At 67.2% G+C, this 17,200-nt stretch carries 16 protein-coding genes; 10 read left to right on the top strand and 6 right to left on the bottom strand.

Features of this window, described 5'->3' with window-relative positions:
• Positions 1-40 precede the first annotated feature (40 nt).
• Positions 41-1,345 (top strand): Gfo/Idh/MocA family protein, encoded by a 1,305-nt coding sequence (locus OG474_RS13340; RefSeq protein ID WP_405062582.1) that lies wholly within the window; start codon positions 41-43, stop codon positions 1,343-1,345.
• Positions 1,346-1,478: 133 nt separating this feature from the next.
• Here the strand turns inward: OG474_RS13340 and OG474_RS13345 are convergent, their stop codons facing one another.
• Together OG474_RS13345 and OG474_RS13350 are read right to left on the bottom strand one after the other, a co-directional pair.
• Positions 1,479-1,898 carry a VOC family protein gene (locus OG474_RS13345; RefSeq protein ID WP_405062583.1) on the bottom strand — a complete coding sequence of 140 codons (420 nt, stop codon included), beginning with the start codon at positions 1,896-1,898 and terminating at the stop codon, positions 1,479-1,481.
• Positions 1,899-1,938: 40 nt separating this feature from the next.
• Positions 1,939-2,949: a CorA family divalent cation transporter gene (locus OG474_RS13350; protein WP_405062584.1), complete on the bottom strand. Its 1,011-nt coding sequence runs from the start codon at positions 2,947-2,949 to the stop codon at positions 1,939-1,941.
• 149 nt (positions 2,950-3,098) lie between these two features.
• On the opposite strand from OG474_RS13350, the gene OG474_RS13355 reads away from it, so the two are divergent.
• A complete protein-coding gene (locus OG474_RS13355) occupies positions 3,099-4,055 on the top strand; it encodes a 2-hydroxyacid dehydrogenase (protein ID WP_405062585.1) in 957 nt (318 codons plus the stop codon).
• Between the two features lie 1,602 nt (positions 4,056-5,657).
• Here OG474_RS13355 and OG474_RS13360 read toward each other — a convergent pair.
• The 3 genes from OG474_RS13360 to OG474_RS13370 form a co-directional block, all read right to left on the bottom strand.
• Positions 5,658-6,167, bottom strand: coding sequence for a DinB family protein (locus OG474_RS13360; protein ID WP_405062586.1), 510 nt, complete (start codon positions 6,165-6,167; stop codon positions 5,658-5,660).
• Positions 6,168-6,176: 9 nt separating this feature from the next.
• Positions 6,177-7,136, bottom strand: a complete 960-nt coding sequence (locus OG474_RS13365; protein WP_405062587.1) for an alpha/beta fold hydrolase — start codon at positions 7,134-7,136, stop codon at positions 6,177-6,179.
• A gap of 120 nt (positions 7,137-7,256) precedes the next feature.
• Positions 7,257-7,667, bottom strand: coding sequence for a VOC family protein (locus OG474_RS13370; protein WP_405062588.1), 411 nt, complete (start codon positions 7,665-7,667; stop codon positions 7,257-7,259).
• A 151-nt stretch (positions 7,668-7,818) separates the two neighbouring features.
• Between OG474_RS13370 and OG474_RS13375 the strand changes: the two genes are divergently transcribed.
• From OG474_RS13375 to OG474_RS13400, 6 genes are all read left to right on the top strand, one after another.
• Positions 7,819-8,193, top strand: coding sequence for a VOC family protein (locus OG474_RS13375; protein ID WP_405062589.1), 375 nt, complete (start codon positions 7,819-7,821; stop codon positions 8,191-8,193).
• A 156-nt stretch (positions 8,194-8,349) separates the two neighbouring features.
• Positions 8,350-10,167, top strand: coding sequence for a heparinase II/III family protein (locus tag OG474_RS13380; RefSeq protein ID WP_405062590.1), 1,818 nt, complete (start codon positions 8,350-8,352; stop codon positions 10,165-10,167).
• 135 nt (positions 10,168-10,302) lie between these two features.
• Entirely contained in the window at positions 10,303-12,258 is a 1,956-nt protein-coding gene (locus OG474_RS13385) for a heparinase II/III family protein (protein ID WP_405062591.1), read from the top strand.
• Positions 12,259-12,329: 71 nt separating this feature from the next.
• The gene (locus OG474_RS13390) at positions 12,330-13,253 is read left to right on the top strand and encodes a hypothetical protein (protein ID WP_405062592.1); all 924 of its coding nucleotides are present in this window, start codon (positions 12,330-12,332) and stop codon (positions 13,251-13,253) included.
• A gap of 137 nt (positions 13,254-13,390) precedes the next feature.
• Positions 13,391-15,094, top strand: a complete 1,704-nt coding sequence (locus tag OG474_RS13395; RefSeq protein ID WP_405062593.1) for a heparinase II/III family protein — start codon at positions 13,391-13,393, stop codon at positions 15,092-15,094.
• 9 nt (positions 15,095-15,103) lie between these two features.
• Complete coding sequence (locus tag OG474_RS13400) at positions 15,104-15,505, top strand: hypothetical protein (protein ID WP_405062594.1); 402 nt, start codon at positions 15,104-15,106, stop codon at positions 15,503-15,505.
• Here the strand turns inward: OG474_RS13400 and OG474_RS13405 are convergent.
• Positions 15,494-16,060, bottom strand: coding sequence for a DUF664 domain-containing protein (locus OG474_RS13405; RefSeq protein ID WP_405062595.1), 567 nt, complete (start codon positions 16,058-16,060; stop codon positions 15,494-15,496). The two genes, OG474_RS13400 and OG474_RS13405, sit on opposite strands and share 12 nt — an antisense overlap.
• A gap of 55 nt (positions 16,061-16,115) precedes the next feature.
• Between OG474_RS13405 and OG474_RS13410 the strand changes: the two genes are divergently transcribed.
• Positions 16,116-16,601 (top strand): NUDIX hydrolase, encoded by a 486-nt coding sequence (locus OG474_RS13410; RefSeq protein ID WP_405062596.1) that lies wholly within the window; start codon positions 16,116-16,118, stop codon positions 16,599-16,601.
• A gap of 20 nt (positions 16,602-16,621) precedes the next feature.
• Positions 16,622-17,125, top strand: coding sequence for a hypothetical protein (locus OG474_RS13415; protein ID WP_405062597.1), 504 nt, complete (start codon positions 16,622-16,624; stop codon positions 17,123-17,125).
• Positions 17,126-17,200: the final 75 nt, after the last annotated feature.

A 17,200-nucleotide genomic window follows, 5' to 3' on the forward strand; every position in this document is an offset into this window, starting at 1 on the left:
TCTACACGAGTAGATCTACACGAGTAGAGAGGCCGCCGCCATGGCCAGGCGCTACGCAGTCGCCGGGACCGGCTCCCGGGCCTGCGAGTACCTCCGCGCGATCTTCCAGGACCACCCCACCGACGCCGAACTGGTTGCCCTCCTCGACCCGAACCCGGGCCGCCTCGCCTTCCACCAGCAGTACGTCGAAGAGCTCGGCGGCCACGCACTCCCGCAGTACGGCGCCGACGACCTGGAGCGCATGGTCAAGGAGCAGTCCGTCGACCGAGTGATCGTCACGAGCCCCGACTACACCCATGCGAGCGTGGTGTCGCGGCTTCTCCGAGCCGGTGCCGATGTGATCGTCGAGAAGCCGCTGACGATCGACGCCGATGGCACCCGTCAGATCGCAGCTGCCATGGCCGAGTCCGGCAAGTCCGTCGTCGTGACCTTCAACTACCGCTACTCACCCCGCAACAGCGCCCTGCGCCAACTGATAGCGGACGGCTCCATCGGCACGGTCACCAGCGTCGAGTTCCAGTGGGTGCTCGACACCAGGCACGGCGCGGACTACTTCCGCCGCTGGCACCGCGAGAAGAAGAACTCCGGCGGTCTGCTGGTCCACAAGGCTTCCCACCACTTCGACCTGGTCAACTGGTGGATCGCCTCCGAACCCGCACGCGTCTTCGCCTCCGGCGCCTTGTCCTTCTACGGCGACCAGAACGCCACCAGCCGCGGTCTCGGTCCCCGCCCACCCCGCGGCACGGTCGACGACCATCCGGACGACCCCTGGCTGCTGGACCTGCGCGCAGACGACGCCAACCGCCGCCTCTACTACGAGAGCGAGCAGTACGACGGTTATCTCCGCGACCAGGACGTCTTCGGGCCTGGCATCACCATCGAGGACAACCTGGCCGTCATCGCCGAGTACACCAACGGCGCCCGCCTGAGCTACTCCCTGAACGCGCACTCGCCCTGGGAGGGCTACAAGGTCTCCGTCAACGGCACCGAGGGCCGCGCCGAGCTGGCGGTCGTCGAACGCGCCGCAGTACTCGACGCCCACATCGACCCGAGCTATCCGGCCGGAAACCTGATCACCGGCGACATCCGCTCCGACGGAGAACACCTGGTACTCCAGAAGCACTGGTCCGCCGCAGTAGAGGTGGAGATCCCCCAAGCCACCGGCGGGCATGGCGGCGGCGACCGCCTCCTCTACGCAGACCTCTTCCAAGGCCCCGGCAACGACCCTCTTGGTCGCGCCGCCGACATCCACGACGGCATCCACGCGGTTGCCGTAGGCATCGCCGCCAACCAGTCCCTAGCCACCGGCCAACCAGTGACTGTCGCCGACCTGAACCTCGGCTAGAGCCGCAGGTGCCGGCTGAGGTCACCGGTCAGGCGGATACGCACCACTCGCTCGGTGAACCACCACACGCCGCCCACGTGAACCGCCTGGTGAACAGTCACGTACGACCGATCCGTCGCAACGTCCCACCGTCTTACCACTCGACGGCTACTCCCGGCCGGTAGATACCGAACGTCCACTCGTAGCCCTCCGGATCCGCAACCCGGAAGCGGTAGTTCCATTCGTTCGCTTCCGGCTTCCAGACCGTCTCCGCACCAGCCTCCGATGCGCGCTGGTACAACGCGTCTACCGTCTCGCGGCTGTCCATCGCGACGTACATGCCCTGTCCGACGGTGTCTTCTTTCCGCACTGGACGGTCGTAGCCCAGCTTGTCGCTGAAGACCATGAACGCGACGTCGCCGTACCGCATCTCCGCATGGCCGATACCGCCCTGACCGTCGGAATGCTCCGCCGTGGTCTCGAAGCCGAAGGCTCGCTCCAACCAGCGCAGGGCGCCGGCCGCGTCGCGATAACCGAGGTATGTGTGCAGTGTGCTGGTGTTGTGCTCGCTCATGTCTCCCAGCATCGACAGCATTGCGGTCAGCTGGTGTCCACTACCCCAACGGATCTGGCTGGCGGGCGGCGCGCTGGCGGCGGAACCAGATGAGCAAGGCGATGCAGGGCACGAGCAGGCCGCCGAGGCCTAGTGCGAGGAAGTCCCACTCGGCTCCGATGTGGTCGACCAGCCAGGCGAAGTTCTGACCGAAGAAGCCGGTGACGAAGGTCAGCGGCAGGAAGACCGTGGCCAGGATCGTCAGCTGCTCTATGGTCGCGTTCTGCCGGACACTCACCTTGGTCTGCTCGACCGAGATGACCGCCATGTTCGCCTCGAGCACTGTCGCCAGCAGGTCGCGCTGAGCCGCCACCTCCTCGTTCACCAGCACCAGGTGGTCGTGCACATCGCGGAAGTACGGCAGCAGCTCGGTGTTTCGAGCACCCCGCTCGATCGTGGCCAGTACGGCGAGCAGTGGATGCACTGCACGATAGAAGTCGGTCACCTCGCGCCGCAGGAAGTAGATCCGCTCGGTCGGCGCGACCGCACCGGCGAACACCGTCCGCTCGACCTCCTCGATGTCGCGCTCCAGCTCCGCGACGACCGGGCCGTAGCTGTCGACGACCTGGTCGAGGATCGCCCACAGCACCGAGTTCGTGCCGGCCTCCAGCAGCTCGGGACGCTGCTCCAGCCGGATCCGCGCACCGTGCAGGTCGCTCGCCACCCCTTGGCGGACCGTGATCACGAACGCCGGCCCGACGAACACACTGACCTCGCCGAACTCGACCTCCTCACGCTCCTCGTCGTACCGGGCGGTGCGCAGGATGACCAGGCGGATGTCACCCTCGTACGGCTCGACCTTCGGCCGCAGGTGGAACGTCTGAGCATCCTCGACGGCCAGCTCGTGCAGGCCGAAACTCGCGCTGACCTCGGCGAGCTCCTCGGTGCTCGGGTCGAACATGCCCAGCCAGACGAATCCGCCCTTGGCACAGTGCGCGGCGGCATCGCCGACCGACATCGTCTCGACGTGCTGACGGCGGCCGTCCTGGTAGTAGGCGCAGTCGATGATCATGGTTGCCTCCCTGCCCCGATCGTCGCTGACAGAGCCCGCCGCGAAACAGGGGTGAGCAGGTGAACTTCGGGCGCGATTCCTGTCCAGTTCCTGGGAAATGCGTACCGGGTTCCTGGTCCGGGCGGGGTCCGTCGATGAGGATAGGACGCATGGGACAACCAGTGGTGCTGATGCCGACACCGATGCAGGCCGCCGTCGCCGAGGGCTTGAGCGGTCACTGTGAGCTGATCCGGCTCTGGGAGGAGAGCGACCCCGACGCGGTCCTCGCGGCCCGCCGCGACGAGATCGTTGCCGTCGCCGCCGGTGGGACGCGGATCGACGGCGCCTACCTGGATCAGTTGCCCGCGGTGAAGCTCGTGGCCAGCTTCGGCGTCGGCTACGACCAGATCGACGCCGTGGCGGCGGCCGAGCACGGTGTCGTGGTCACCAACACCCCAGGTGTTCTGGACGACGAGGTGGCGGACACCGCCCTCGGCCTGCTCCTCATGACGGTGCGCGAGCTGCCGCAGGCGGAGCGCTATCTGCGGGCCGGCAAGTGGCAGCAGGACGGTTCGTATCCGTTGACCAAGGCAACGATGAACGGCCGCCGCCTGGGCATCCTCGGGCTGGGCCGGATCGGCCAGGCGATCGCCGATCGAGTGGCGCCGTTCGGGATCTCCGTTGCCTACCACAACCGCAGCCAGAAAGACGTCGACTACCCGTACTACCCGACCCTGCTCGAGCTCGCCCGCGACGTCGACACCTTGATGGTGGTCATCCCCGGCGGCGACTCCACACGCCACCTGGTGAACGCCGAGGTCCTCGATGCCCTGGGGCCGGACGGAATCCTGATCAACGTCGCCCGCGGCTCGGTCGTCGACGAGCAGGCGCTGGTCGACGCCCTCCACTCCGGCACGATCTTCGCCGCCGGCCTGGACGTCTTCGAACACGAGCCCAAGGTCCACCCCGACCTACTCACCCTGCCGAACGCAGTCCTCCTCCCCCACGTCGGCTCAGCCACCGAGCCAACCCGCACCGCAATGGGCAACCTAGTCGTAGAGAACCTCCTCAACTGGTTCACCTACGGCACCGCCCTAACCCCAGTCCCAGAATCCCAAGACCTCTAGCCCCAGCCCGCAGTCCCAGCCGGCCGCATCACCAGCCAAGCGAAAGCTCGCCTTTGCGCCGAACTACTGTCACCGAGCGGCAGTAGAACACCGCAAAGGCGCATCGGGCGGACGCGCTCGCCGGTTTACGGATGTCTGCTGCCAGATAGTGCCTGTGGCGATTTGGCGGCTGTGCTCCCCAAACCGGTTTGGGGAGCGGGATCGCGGCAGGACGCGAACAGCGACCAGAACCCGCGCGCCAACGGCGGTGATCGGCCGCGGTGGCTGAGGGCTTTGTCTGGACAGGAACCCCTCCTCCCCGAAGGTGCTCGTCCCGTCCCGCCGCTCGGATTCGGCCGATGGCGTACACGGTGGCTGGTCGCCGCTGCGGCCGGATTTCCTGAGACGGGTGGCTGGGGTGGTCTTCGGCTGAGGGGGATGGTGCGGTCAGTGACCGCGGTTGCGGTGGCTTGAGCTTCCGGGCTGTGGTTGCTCCCGACGGTGAGGAGGCTTGGTAGCTGGCCCGTCGCGGTGGTTGCTCCCGACGATCAGGATGCCTGGTAGCTGGCCCGTCGCGGTGGTTGCTCCCGACGATCAGGATGCCTGGTAGCTGGCCCGTCGCGGTGGTTGCTCCCGACGATCAGGATGCCTGGTAGCTGGCCCGTCGCGGTGGTTGCTCCCGACGATCAGGATGCCTGTCAGGTGACTCGCCGACGTGGTTGACCACTGGGGTTCGGGTTGTCTGCCTCGGCTGCGGAAATTTGGCTGGATATCCGTTCAAGTTGACCCTTCTCTGCTCAAATATTGAGGGGAGAACCAGCAACTTGCGGGGAGATCCCCTCGTTTTCCGGGACCGCAACCCAAGCCCGGAAGCTCAAACAACCGAAACTCGGTCACCGGCCTCGCCATCCCCCTCAGCCCCAGACCACGCCCGCCTAGCGCTTCAGTAAATCGGCCGCCGCGGCGGCCAGCCACCGGGTACGTGTCCGGCCTGTCCGGTGCGGCGCGAATCGGGGGCACACCAACCCCGCTTTGCGGGGATCTGCTGCCTCCCAGCGGCAGCAGATCCCCGCAAACACGTGGAAACCCCGACCAGCCGCAGGTTCACGGGGTTCTACTGCCAAATACCGGCAGCAATCATCCGGGAACCAGCCCAGCCACGGCCGAGGTGGTCAGCGTCCGAAGACCACGACGAACGCTGCCTGAGGCCAGGTGGATGGTCTCGGGCCACCACCAATGGCGCGAGACACCTTGTGTAATGGCGCGAGACACCTTGTGGTTCCTGGAGACCTGTTGCCACAAGTCTCCAGCCCCAACTTCATGTCTCCAGCCCCAACTTCATGTCTCCAGCCCCAGCTTCATGTCTGCGGCCGCCAGTGATGGCGAGGGGCCAGCAGCACTGGGGGAGGTTCTACGCGTCGGGCTCCGGGGGACGGCTCCCCAGCCCGACGGTTGCCGCCCTCGCGAGTGGCGCCACTGCGCAACCTCGCCGCGGCCACAAGCAGGGGGCGTGAACACTCGGCGGTGGGCGTGAACAGGTCATACCTTGTTCAAGGCCACCGGAACTTGTTCAAGCCCCCGGATGGTGGCTCGGGATCGGACGCCGGGTGCTGCGGGGCCGGGTTAGGGGGTGGGGAGGTCCCAGATGCGTTCGGTTTGCCAGGCGTATTCCCAGGCTTGGATGTCTGGGGGCTCGATGCCGAGGCCGGTGAGGATGGCGCAGACTTGTTCGCGGTGGTGGTTGGCGTGGTTGATGGCTTGGGCGATGAAGATGCCTACGCGGGTGCCCCGGGTGTTGTCGTCGACGATCATCACCCTCTCGACGTCGATCGGGCCGGCGAGGAACTCCTCCCACAGCACTCCGGCCTCGTCGTTCCACTGCTCCAGCAGGTCGAAGTCCGGCGTACTGTCGCTATCCACGTAGTCGAGTGGGCGGTCCGCGATCCGGCGCAGGTAGCTGCCGTCGCAGCGCACGATGTGATCCAGCGTCGCCACGATCCCGCCGAAGGTGCCGACGCCGGTGACCTCGAGCTGTTCGGCTGTCAGTCCCTGTTCTCGGCAGAACTGGATCAGGCTTTTGGTCGCCCAGTTGTTGTGCCGGATCGGATCCCGCAGTACGTCGTTCTGTCCCATGCGTTCAAGCTAGCCCGCCGACCCCGTCGGCGGAACCTGATTTTTCTGCGTGAGGCCGCTCAGCACTGCCGTCCAGTGTTTGTGCAGTACGGCGAGGTGGGTCGTCTGCGGGTGGATGACGAACTGGGCCCCGGGAATCCGTTCGGCGAGCCAGTGCCCGTTGCGCACGGAGGCGTTCGTGTCCAGCTCGCCGTACCAGAGGCGCGTTGGGCAACAAACCTCCTCGGGCCGGAAGTCCCAAGCACGGAAGGAGATCGCGGCATCCCGAAGGTAGCCCTCCGGATTCGCCAAGGCCTCACGAACGCCGGCGGCGATTGCCTGGTCCGATCCGAGGCGAAGGCCAGCGACCTCACCGGTCGCCCCGCGCATCACCTCGGCGTCCTGCGGATCCAGCTCGGCCAGGAAGCGTCGTACCAGGGCGGTGTCGTCCGGGTCAGAGGGATTCAGCTGGGCGACGTAGGCCAGGAAGTCGGGACGCATCAGCTCGACCGCTTCCTCGGGCGCGGTTCGGGCCAACCGGTTGAAGAAGGCTTGGCCGTCGACGTCGAGGTCGTCTCGGTGGTACGGCGGGTCCAGCTCCGGAACGCTCGCCGGGCTCGCGAGCACGGCCAGGGCGGTGACCCGATCTGGATGTCGGGCCGCGCACGCCACGGCGTACGGGCCGCCGATGGACATGCCGGCCACCGCGAACCGCTCGATCCCCAGAGCGTCCGCCACGGCCACTACGTCATCGGCCACGGAGAGATGCGTCGAGGCGTGACTGGTTGACCGCCCGTACCCAGGTCGGTTGATCGCCACCAGTCGGACTCCGAGCCGCCGGGCAGCCGCATCCCCCGGATACGCCGCCTGCCTGGTGTCTGGGCAGCCCGGCAGGAACAGCACCGGCATACCGGCCGTCGCGCCGCCGTGCCAGAGCTCGACCCAGCGCCCGTCCTCCAGCCGCACACCGTCGTCAGCCAGATCAGCCAAGCCCGCTCCACCCTCCGTCGACGCCGGACACCAGACAACAGACGCAAGACACCAGACAGCAAAGGGCACGGCCCCTCGGGGCTGAGTCGCCGAGGGGCCGGTCCTGCTGGTGGAACGCGGTCAGCTGCCGGTGATGTTGACCAGCCAGTTGATGCCGAACTGGTCGCTGAGCTGACCGAACTCGTCACCCCACATCTGCTTCTCGAGCGGGACGGTGACCTTGCCGCCCTCGGACAGCTTGCTGAAGTAGCCGCGCAGGTCGTCGCCGTCGTCACCGCTGAGGCTGATCGAGATGTTCTCGCCGGGGTTGTACGGCATCCCCTGCGGAGTGTCCGCGGCCATCAGCGTGAACCCGCTCGGTGTCTCCAGCTGACCGTGCATCAGCTTGCTGTCGTCGTCCGGACCGTGGCCGGCGCCGAACTCGCCGAAGGTGCTCGTGGTCAGCTCGCCGCCCAGCACCCCTTGATAGAACTCCAGAGCCTCGCGCGCACTCCCGTCGAACTGGATGTACGGATTCAACCGAGATGCCATCAGATCTCCCCTTCCCCGTGCCCGAAAACCAGCCAGAAACCACCCTGAGCCGCACACTAGACCCGCCCGCCGACAGTTCGCGAGACTCCGGGCCGACCAACCCCGTTGCGTCATCGGCCGGACGCCCTGTGTTGGGCATTAGGGTCTGGGCATGATCCTGCGACACATCACGATCGACGCCGAAAACCCCTACGAGCTCGCGCAGTTCTGGAGCACCACGACCGGCTGGCCGCTGGGCGAGGGCGACGAGCCCGGGGACGACGAGGTCCTGGTCGTGGCCCCCGCTCCGGTGCCGGGGTTGCTGTTCATCCGGGTCCCGGAGTCGAAGACGCTGAAGAACCGGGTGCACATCGACTGGGTGCCGACCGAGCGCTCCCGCGACGAGGAGGTCGAGCGGCTGCTCGGCTTCGGCGCGAGTATCCACGAGGACCACCGCACGCCCGAGGGGCCCGGCTGGGTCACCATGCTCGACCCCGAGCAGAACGAGTTCTGCGTCGAGCGCAGCGAGGCCGAACGCAACGCCTGACCCGGCCAAGATCCCCAATTCCGGGCCCCGGACGTGATAAGTCTCTCCCAAGTTGCCTTGAGCAACTGAATGACTTCTTGCGCGAACTGAGCATCTTCTCAGGTGCCAACAAGTGTCGGGTGCTGCTGGGGAGCAGCTCGTAGCTAGGGGAATCCAGTGCTCGGACGTGCAGCTTCGCTTGCCCTCGTGATGGCGATCACCGGCGGTTCCGTCGTGTCCGTGCCGGCCGTCGCGGTCAGTACGGCGGCGGCCGCGAAAGGGCACTACGCCTGCCCCGGCTACAGCACCATCGACGACGCCGTACCGCTGAGCTCGGTCATGAAGGACACCTTCGTCTGGAGCAAGTTCAAGCCGACCAAGGTCGGTAACGGGAAGGGCAACATCAACTGGAAGGCCAACCCGTACAAGAACCCCAGCTGGTACATGTGGCTGCACTCACTGCGCTGGATCGGTCAGGGCATCACCGCGGCGTCCGCGGGCAACAAGGCCGCGCTCGCCCACGTGACCGCGATCGCCAAGGACTGGGTGAAGGACAACCCGTACTCCTGGAAGGCCAACCCCGCCGCGCACGAGGCCACCATGCACCGCACGAACGTGCTGCTCTGCCTGCGCGAGGCCGTACTGAAGAACCTCGGCGCCACCAAGCTGCCGAAGAGCTACGCCTGGCTGGACGCGGCTCTGGTCAACCACGCCAGGTTCATGACCGCGAACTGGGGCGGTAAGGGCAATCACGGTACAGACGAGAGCATCGCTCTCTTCGGTGTCGGGTGCACTCTGAACCGCGGCGACTTCAAGAAGACGGCACAAACCAGGCTGGGCACCGCGATCACCACCGCGATCGACGCCCAGGGCGCGACGAACGAGCAGTCGACCGGCTATGCCCAGTTCAACTACAACCTCTGGGGCCGCGCCGCGAAGGCCTTGCAGGACTGCGGTGTCGACCCGGGCAAGACGATCCGGACCCGCCGCACCCTGCTCGCCACCTTCATCGCCCATGCCACAGCGCCGTCCGGCATGATCCAGCAGCTCGGCGACACGGAGTACGTGCGGACCGACAGCATCCCCGGTACGCCGGCCGAGTACGCCGCGACCCAGGGCAGGTCCGGGAAGGCCCCCAAGGACCGCGTGAAGATCTACTCGGCCGGCTACGTGTTCGGCCGCTCGGGCTGGGGCTCCTCGGCCACGCCGTTCGCGGCCGAGTCGGCGTACAGCCTGCGGTTCGGGCCGAAGCGGGTCCTGCACGGACACAGCGACCACACCTCGATCACGTACCAGGCGCGTGGCCGCGACATCCTCAGCGACGCCGGGTACTCCGGCTACGCGGACCCGGCCTGGCGTTCCTGGGTCCTCGGTCCGTCCGCGCACAACGAGATGGTGACGCCGAAGCTGGCCGATACCAACCCGATCACCAAGCTGACCCGCTCCAGGGTGCGGGGCAATGCCGACTTCTTCGAGCTGACCGATGCCCCGGCAGCAGGCGTTACCCGCACCCGCGGCGTACTGATCCTGCGCAAGCCGGACGTGGTCGTCACCCTCGACCGAGCCAGCGCCAAGACCGCGCAGCAGTTCCAGACCTTGTGGCACCTGCCGTCCGACCAGCGTGCAACGGTCTCGGGCCGCGCCGCCGCCGTCGCCAAGCAGTCCGGCGACAAGACCCGCACCGTGCTGATCCAGCTTCCCTACAAGGGCGCGCTCCCGGCCGGCTCCACGCTGGTCAAGACCGGCCAGACCAAGCCGATCCAGGGCTGGCACTTCCCGCACATCACCACCCGCAAGGCGGCCTCGACGGTCGTCTTCGCGCGCGCCGGGAAGTCCGTCACGATCCTGTCCCTGATCGTCCCGGTCCGTGCCAACGGCAAGGTCACCTACAAGACCCGGATGTCCGGTACGACGTACGTGGTGGACCTGAATGTCGACGGTGTGCGGGCGTCGTTCGGCATCACCGGCGGCGGCTCGCTGGTCCGGGTCTCCTGATCGCGCCTGTTCACAAACACACAATCAGTGGGTATTGGCCTAAACCGTAACCGGCCGTGCACACTGTGAGTTGTCGGGGGACAACGGGTTTCTGGGGTGCTGCCTGGGCGCAGCTTCATGGTGGGGGATTTCGTGGTGTTCAAACGTGTTCTTTCCGTTGCTCTCGTCCTGGCGGGAGTGGGTGGGATCGCGCTGACCGGACCCGCCGCACCGACGTTCGCGGCAACTGGTCCGGGGATCGAAGTACTGCCTGACGTCGCGGAGCCGACCGAGTCGCAGTTCGTGCCGGGTACGTCGAACTACGTGCCGGTGACCGGCGAGGCGGTGACCGACATCAAGCCGCGCGCGCAGGCCAAGAGCGCGGGCGCGGCCGCCGGCAAGTACGTCTGCCCGGGATTCAGCAGCATCGACGACGCGGTACCGCTGAGCGCGGTCATGAACGACACGTTCATCTGGAGCAACTTCCCGGCGTACAAGGTCGGGAACGGCAAGGGCAACATCAACTGGAAGCTCAACCCGCACAACAACCCCAGCTGGTACATGTGGCTGCACTCGCTGCGCTGGATCGGTCAGGGCATCTACGCGGCGTCCGCGGGCGACAAGGCCGCGCTCGACCACGTGACCGCGATCGTGCACGACTGGGTGAACGACAACCCGTACTCGTGGTTGTCGGACGTCGGCGCCCACGAGTCGACGATGCACCGGACGAACGTGCTCATCTGCACCCGGCAAGCAGTGCTGGCCAACCTCGGTGTGGAGACGCTGCCGGCCTCGTACTCCTGGCTGGACACCGCACTGATCAACCACGCCAGGTTCATGACTGCGCACTGGAGTGGCGCCGGGAACCACGGCACCGACGAGAGCATCGCGATGTTCGGTGTCGGGTGCACGCTGAACCGCACCGACTACATGAAGACCGCGCAGGACCGGCTGGCCAAGTCGATCACCACCGCGATCGACGCCCAGGGCTCGACCAACGAGCAGTCCACCGGCTACGCGATGTTCAACTACAACCTCTGGGGCCGCGCGTCGAAGGCTCTACAGGACTGCGGTGTCGACCCGGGCAAGACGATCCGGGTACGCCGCGAGCTGCTGGCGACGTGGATCGCGCACGCCACCACCCCGCTGGGTCTGGTGCACCAGATCGGTGACACCGAGACCGCGAAGACGTACAACATCCCCGGTACGCCGGCGGAGTACGCCGCTACCCAGGGCAAGTCCGGCATCGCCCCCAAGGACCGGGTCAAGGTCTACTCGGCGGGCTACGTGTTCGGCCGCTCCGGCTGGGGGACCACGACTCCGTTCAGCAACGAGACGGCGTACAGCCTGCGGTTCGGTCCGCGCCGCCAGCTGCACGGCCACGTCGACCACACCTCGGTCACCTACCAGGCCCGCGGCCGCGACATCATCGTCGACAGCGGGTACTCCGGCTACGTGAACAACGGCTGGCGTCCGTGGGTGCTGAGCCCGTTCGCCCACAGCACCATGACCACTCCGAAGCTCGCCGATGCGAATCCGGTGACCAAGCTGACCCGGTACACGGTGAAGTCCAACGCGGACTTCTACGAGATGACCGACACGCCTGCCGCGGGTGTCAGCCGGACCCGTGCCGTGCTGGTCCTCCGGAAGCCGGATGTCCTGGTGACGCTGGACCGCGCGTCCGCGAAGACGTCTCAGCAGTTCCAGACCCTGTGGCACCTCCCGTCGGACCAGACCGCCACGGTGTCCTCCCGCACCGGGGCCGTCGCGAAGAAGGCCGGTGAGAACACCCGGACCGTGCTGCTGCAGGTGCCGTACCGGGGAGTCGCGGTTCCGGCCGGCTCCACGCTGGTCAAGCGGGGCGTGACCAACCCGAAGCAGGGCTGGGTCTTCCCGGACATCACCAGGCGGACCGCCGCCCCGACTGTCATGTTCGCCCGGGTCGGCAAGTCGGTCAGCACGCTGTCGCTGGTCGTTCCGGTGCGGCTGAACGGCCAGGTCGGCTACACGACCCGGATGTCCGGTACGACGTTCGTGATCGACCTCACTGTGGACGGGGTGAAGACGTCCGTGGGAGTCACCGGCGGCGGGTCGCTGGTCCGGATGTCCTGAGCTCAGGAGGCTTTCGACCGCCTCGGCAGGGTAAGTTAAGGCGGTCGGAAGCTTGAGCTATGGAGGGCGGGTTGAGTCGTCGGGATGCGGGCCGCGAGCTGTTCGTCGGTCCGTGGAGGCTCATCAGCGGCCGGTGGATGGCGCTCAGTGGCGCTCTGACAGCGGTCGCGCTGTTGGGCGGTACGACGATGGCTGTGGTGCAGGCGGTGTCCAAGGTGGACCAGCCGCTGGTGACTGTCGCGGCTACTGGAGCAGTGGACGACCGGACGCCGACGCCGACTCCCGCGCCGGTGAAGCCGACTCCACGGCCTACGGCTGCGCCCCGGACCTCAGCTGATGTCCCTCCTCGGACGACGTCAACGGGGCGGTCCAGCTCCGGGCGGCTGGGTCCCTGGAAGAACCTGAGCCGGCGGATCTCCAGTGACGTGAAGATCCGGGCCACGGTCCGCGGCAACGGGGTGTTCATGTTCGGCGACAGCATCGCCGTACAGGACGGGCCGGCGCTGGAGGCGCAGGTGGCCGCACAGACCAGCAAGCCGATCGCTGTGCACGACTGGTCTGGCCAGCCTGCATCGGCCGCGGTGGATGCGCTGGCGGAGTGGTCACGGAAGTTCGGGCTGCCGGACCGGATCGTCATGGCGGTCGGGACGAACGACATCTTCGAGCCGGCCGCGTTCGCGACCGAGGTCGAGCAGGCGATGAAGCTCGCCGGACCGCAGCGGACCGTGTACTGGGTGAACGTGCACGCCAATCGGTTCGACAAGTCCGCAGCCGTGCAGTCCGCGGACCGGGCCAACAGCGCAGTGATCAACCAGGCGCTCGACAAGGCGGCCGAACGATACCCGAATCTGCGGGTGGTGCGGTGGTCGGAGTTCCTGTCGGCGCGGCCGGGTCAGGTCAGGGCGTACCTGCGGGACGGTATCCACACCACGCAGCCGGCCGGGCAGCAGGCTCGGAACGCGCTGATCGCGCAGGCGCTGGAGAGCGCGGAGTAATGCCCACCGGCCGGGGTGGTGAGCGCGCCACCGGCCTGCGTTCGCGCCCTGCGGCTGTAGTGGTGGCTGCTGCGGTAGTGATCGGGTCCGTGGTGGTTCCGGACCAGGTGTCAGAGTCGTCTACTCGTCCTACACCGGTGACTGTGGAGCAGGCGGCTCCAGCCGCGCCTGTTGAGCGCAACACGTACACCTGCGCGTCGTACTCCGGTATCGAGCGACCGAACCCCGTGCAGAACCTCTACCGGGACACGTTCGCCTGGGGCACGACACCGCCGTACAAGGTCGGTGACGGGCATGGGGACGTGGACTGGCGGCTCAATCCGGCCGGCAATCCCAGCTGGTACATGTGGCTGCACTCGCTGCGTTGGCTCGGGCAGGGGATTCGTGCGGCCGGCACGGGCGACAAGCGAGCGCTGCAACGCGTGGACGCGATCGCGCACGACTGGGTCCGCGACAACCCGTATCCGTGGCGGGACGACGCGGGCGCTACCGAGTCGACCATGCACCGGACCAACGTGCTCATCTGCCTGCGTCAGGCCGTGCTGTCCGGACTGCGAGCCACCCAGCTGCCTGCGGCGTACCGGTGGATCGATACCGCGTTGCTGCAGCATGCGCAGTACCTGCAGCAGCACTGGAGCGGTGATTGGAACCATGGCACCGAAGAGAGCCTCGCGCTGTTCGGAGTGGGGTGCACGCTGGGACGTGCGCAGCTGAAGCGGACTGCGGCTGATCGGCTCGATGCAGGCATCAAGACGGCCATCGACGCGCAGGGGTCGACGAATGAGCAGTCGACGGCCTACGCGCAGTACAACTACTCGCTCTGGGGACGGGCGATCGACGTACTCGGGCAGTGTGGGGTCGACCCGAGTCCGACGATCACAGCGCGGCGGGCGCAGATGGCGCGCTGGCTGGCGCTGGCGACCAACTCACTCGGGTATCTGCATCAGCTTGGTGACTCTGAGGTTGTGAAGACGGCGCCAGTGGCCGGTACGCCGCTTGAGTACGCCGGGACGCTGGGGAAGCGTGGGACTCGGCCAGCGGAGCGAGTGGGGATCTTCGACGCGGGGTACGTGTTCGGGCGGACCGGGTGGGGTTCTGAGCGAGCATTCGGCGCGGAATCGACGTACAGCATCAGGTTTGGGCCAGTGCGCCGACTGCACGGGCACGACGACCACATGTCGATCACCTACACCTCGCTGGGACGTGACGTGCTGGTGGACGGCGGTCACGCCGGGTACCAGGGTGACGACTGGCAGCGATGGGCGCGGGGGCAGTCCGCGCACAACGTGATGACGGTGTCGGGCGTTGGTGCGTCGGCTACTCGGTTGACGCGGTCGGTGGTGCAGGACGCGTCTGAGTTCTACGAACTCCGCGATGCGGGCCGGACCCGCGACGTACTGGTGCTCAAGGATCCGGATCTGATGGTGGTGCTCGACCGCGGGACGTCTGCGGTACGGCGTGCCTACGAGACGCAGTGGCATCTGCCTGCGGGGCAACGGGTGACGCCGTACGGCAAGGGCTCGGTGGTGGCGCAGCGGCCGGGTGACACCGTGAAGACGGTGCTCCTGCAGGTCCCGTACGGCGAACCGACCAGCCCGGCCCGGGTGGGGTCGAGCTGGCAGTACCGGACGATCGACAAGCGCAGTCCGGCGCCGGTCGTCGGATTCGCGCGATCGGGGCGGACTGCCTCTATCCTGTCGGTGATCGTGCCCGCCCACGCCGATGCGGCTGTCAGCTACACCACTACGCAGCGCGCCGGCCAGACGCTGCTCAACCTACGGGTCGGGTCAGCACGGGCGACCGTCGTTATTACACCTGACGGGACGCTCAAGCGCGCCTAGGCTGGTGCGATGCGACAGGTGGGGTTCGAGCTTCGGCCGTGGGAGGACAGCGGCACTGAGCTCGTTCCGCTCGTGAACGGCGTCAGTCTCATCGAACTGGTCGCCCGCTACGAACGCAACGAGGGTCTCAAGCCAGCAGATGGTTACGCCGGCCTGGTGCTGTACGGCGATCTGCCCAGTGGCCTGCGTGCCTACCTGACTGGTGGGCCCGGTACGCCGTACGCCCTCCTCGGCTGTGACTGCGGCGACATGGGTTGCTGGCCGTTAGCGGCGCAGATCCACGCCGACGCGGACACCGTCACCTGGGACAGCTTCAGGCAGCCGCACCGACCGGAGTGGGACTACAGCGGCTTCGGTCCGTTCACCTTTGACCGCGCCCAGTACGACGAGGCGCTGCAGCTACTGAACTGACACGGCCGGCCGCCAGCCTGCAGGCGGGTCTTCACCGACCCGACCGTCGACCGCCTCCCGGATGAGATCCGCATGGCCGGTGTGACGCCCGTACTCCTCGATCAGGTCGCACAGCAGCCGCCGCAGACTCGCATGCCGCCCGTCCGGCCAGCTGATGTGTGCTGGCAGCTCCATGCCGCCCTCTGCCAACGCAGCCGCCACCCGCTCGCGCGAGCGCTCCACTGCGCCGTCCCACAACGCATACAGCGTCTCAGGCGAGTCATCGACCGCCGAGTCGAACTCCCAGTCGTTGTTGTCCCGCCACCCGTTACTGGTCCACGGCTCACCGATCGGCAGCCCTCTGAGCTTGACGTTGAACATGTAGTCCTCGTTGGCCGCCAGGTGCTTCAGCAACCCGCCCAACGTCACACTCGACGCCCCGATCCGCACCTGGAGCCCAGCGGCATCCAGCCCGTCCACCTTGTACCGGAACGTCGCGCGCAACCGCTCCAACGCACCCAGTACCTGCTCAACCTCGCTGCCCGCCAACGGCGGTTCCCATGGTGTTTCGCTCATGTCCAGAACCGTAATCCCGGTTCCGGACGCTCCCCTTCCGGAATATTCTTCAGCCATGACAGTGCGACGGTTTGGCGGAGTGATCGCGACGTACGACGGCCGGGTCGCGCTGGTGCGCGAGCAGTACGAGACGTGGGACGCGCCGTACTGGAGTCCGCCCAGCGGAACCGTGGAAGACGGCGAGAGCCCCGAGGCGGGCTCGGTCCGGGAGCTGGCCGAGGAGACGGGTCTAAAGGCCGCAGAGAGCGCGCTGCAGCTCGTCTGGCACATCACAGTGATCATCGACGGCGAGCTGACCTCAAACGCGTGGAACTACGCCGCGACGGTGGAAGACGACACGTTGGCTGTAGACGACCCCGACGGCGCGATCCTCGAGGCCGCCTGGTTCCCACCCGCCGAAGCCGCCGCACTCCTCACCCAGCTCCCCTACCCGCCCCTCGCCGTTCCTGCAGTCGCCTATCTGCAGACCGGCGAGCCCCTCAGCTGGACCTTCACCTGCACCAACGGCACCTGGACCTGGACCACAGCTCCACTGACCTAGCGGCTGGCAGACTGCCCGGCATGTTCATGCTGCAGTCCGACGGCCGCACCCCCGAGGGGTTCACCGCCTACGCCGAGTACGTCGAGAAGTCCGCCGATCGGTTCCCGGCCGGCGCACTGCACCTCGCCCGGACGGACTGGTACTACGCCTCCTACGACCACCGCGGTCCGCACGACAGCCGGCTGGAATCCATGTCCATCACGGAACGCATGGGACCTGGCGAGCCGCACTGGCACAACCGGCTGCTCTCGCTCGAGCTGACACTGCGCGGCGCCTACGACGACGGCAACATCAAGCTGCGCTACCCCACGGTGCACTCCTACACGTTCGACGGCTTCACAGTCGGCACAGGTCACGCGGACTGGCGCTACGACGAGCTGCGTCTCGACGATGCCGGCCGCCTCGTCCGCGAGGTCGAGTGGTGGTCGATGGACGCCACCGCTCGCTGGCTGGTCGTCGCGGACGACATCGAGATGACGTGGTACCCGGACCAGGGCGAGCCCGAGAGCATCACACCCAGCTAGCCCGCAGACGCTGACAGGCGTCGTACCGGGCTGCCGGTTTACACGGCGTTCACAAACGAGCAACAGGTCCGTAAT

This window comes from Kribbella sp. NBC_01505, assembly GCF_045040285.1.
GTDB lineage: Bacteria > Actinomycetota > Actinomycetes > Propionibacteriales > Kribbellaceae > Kribbella.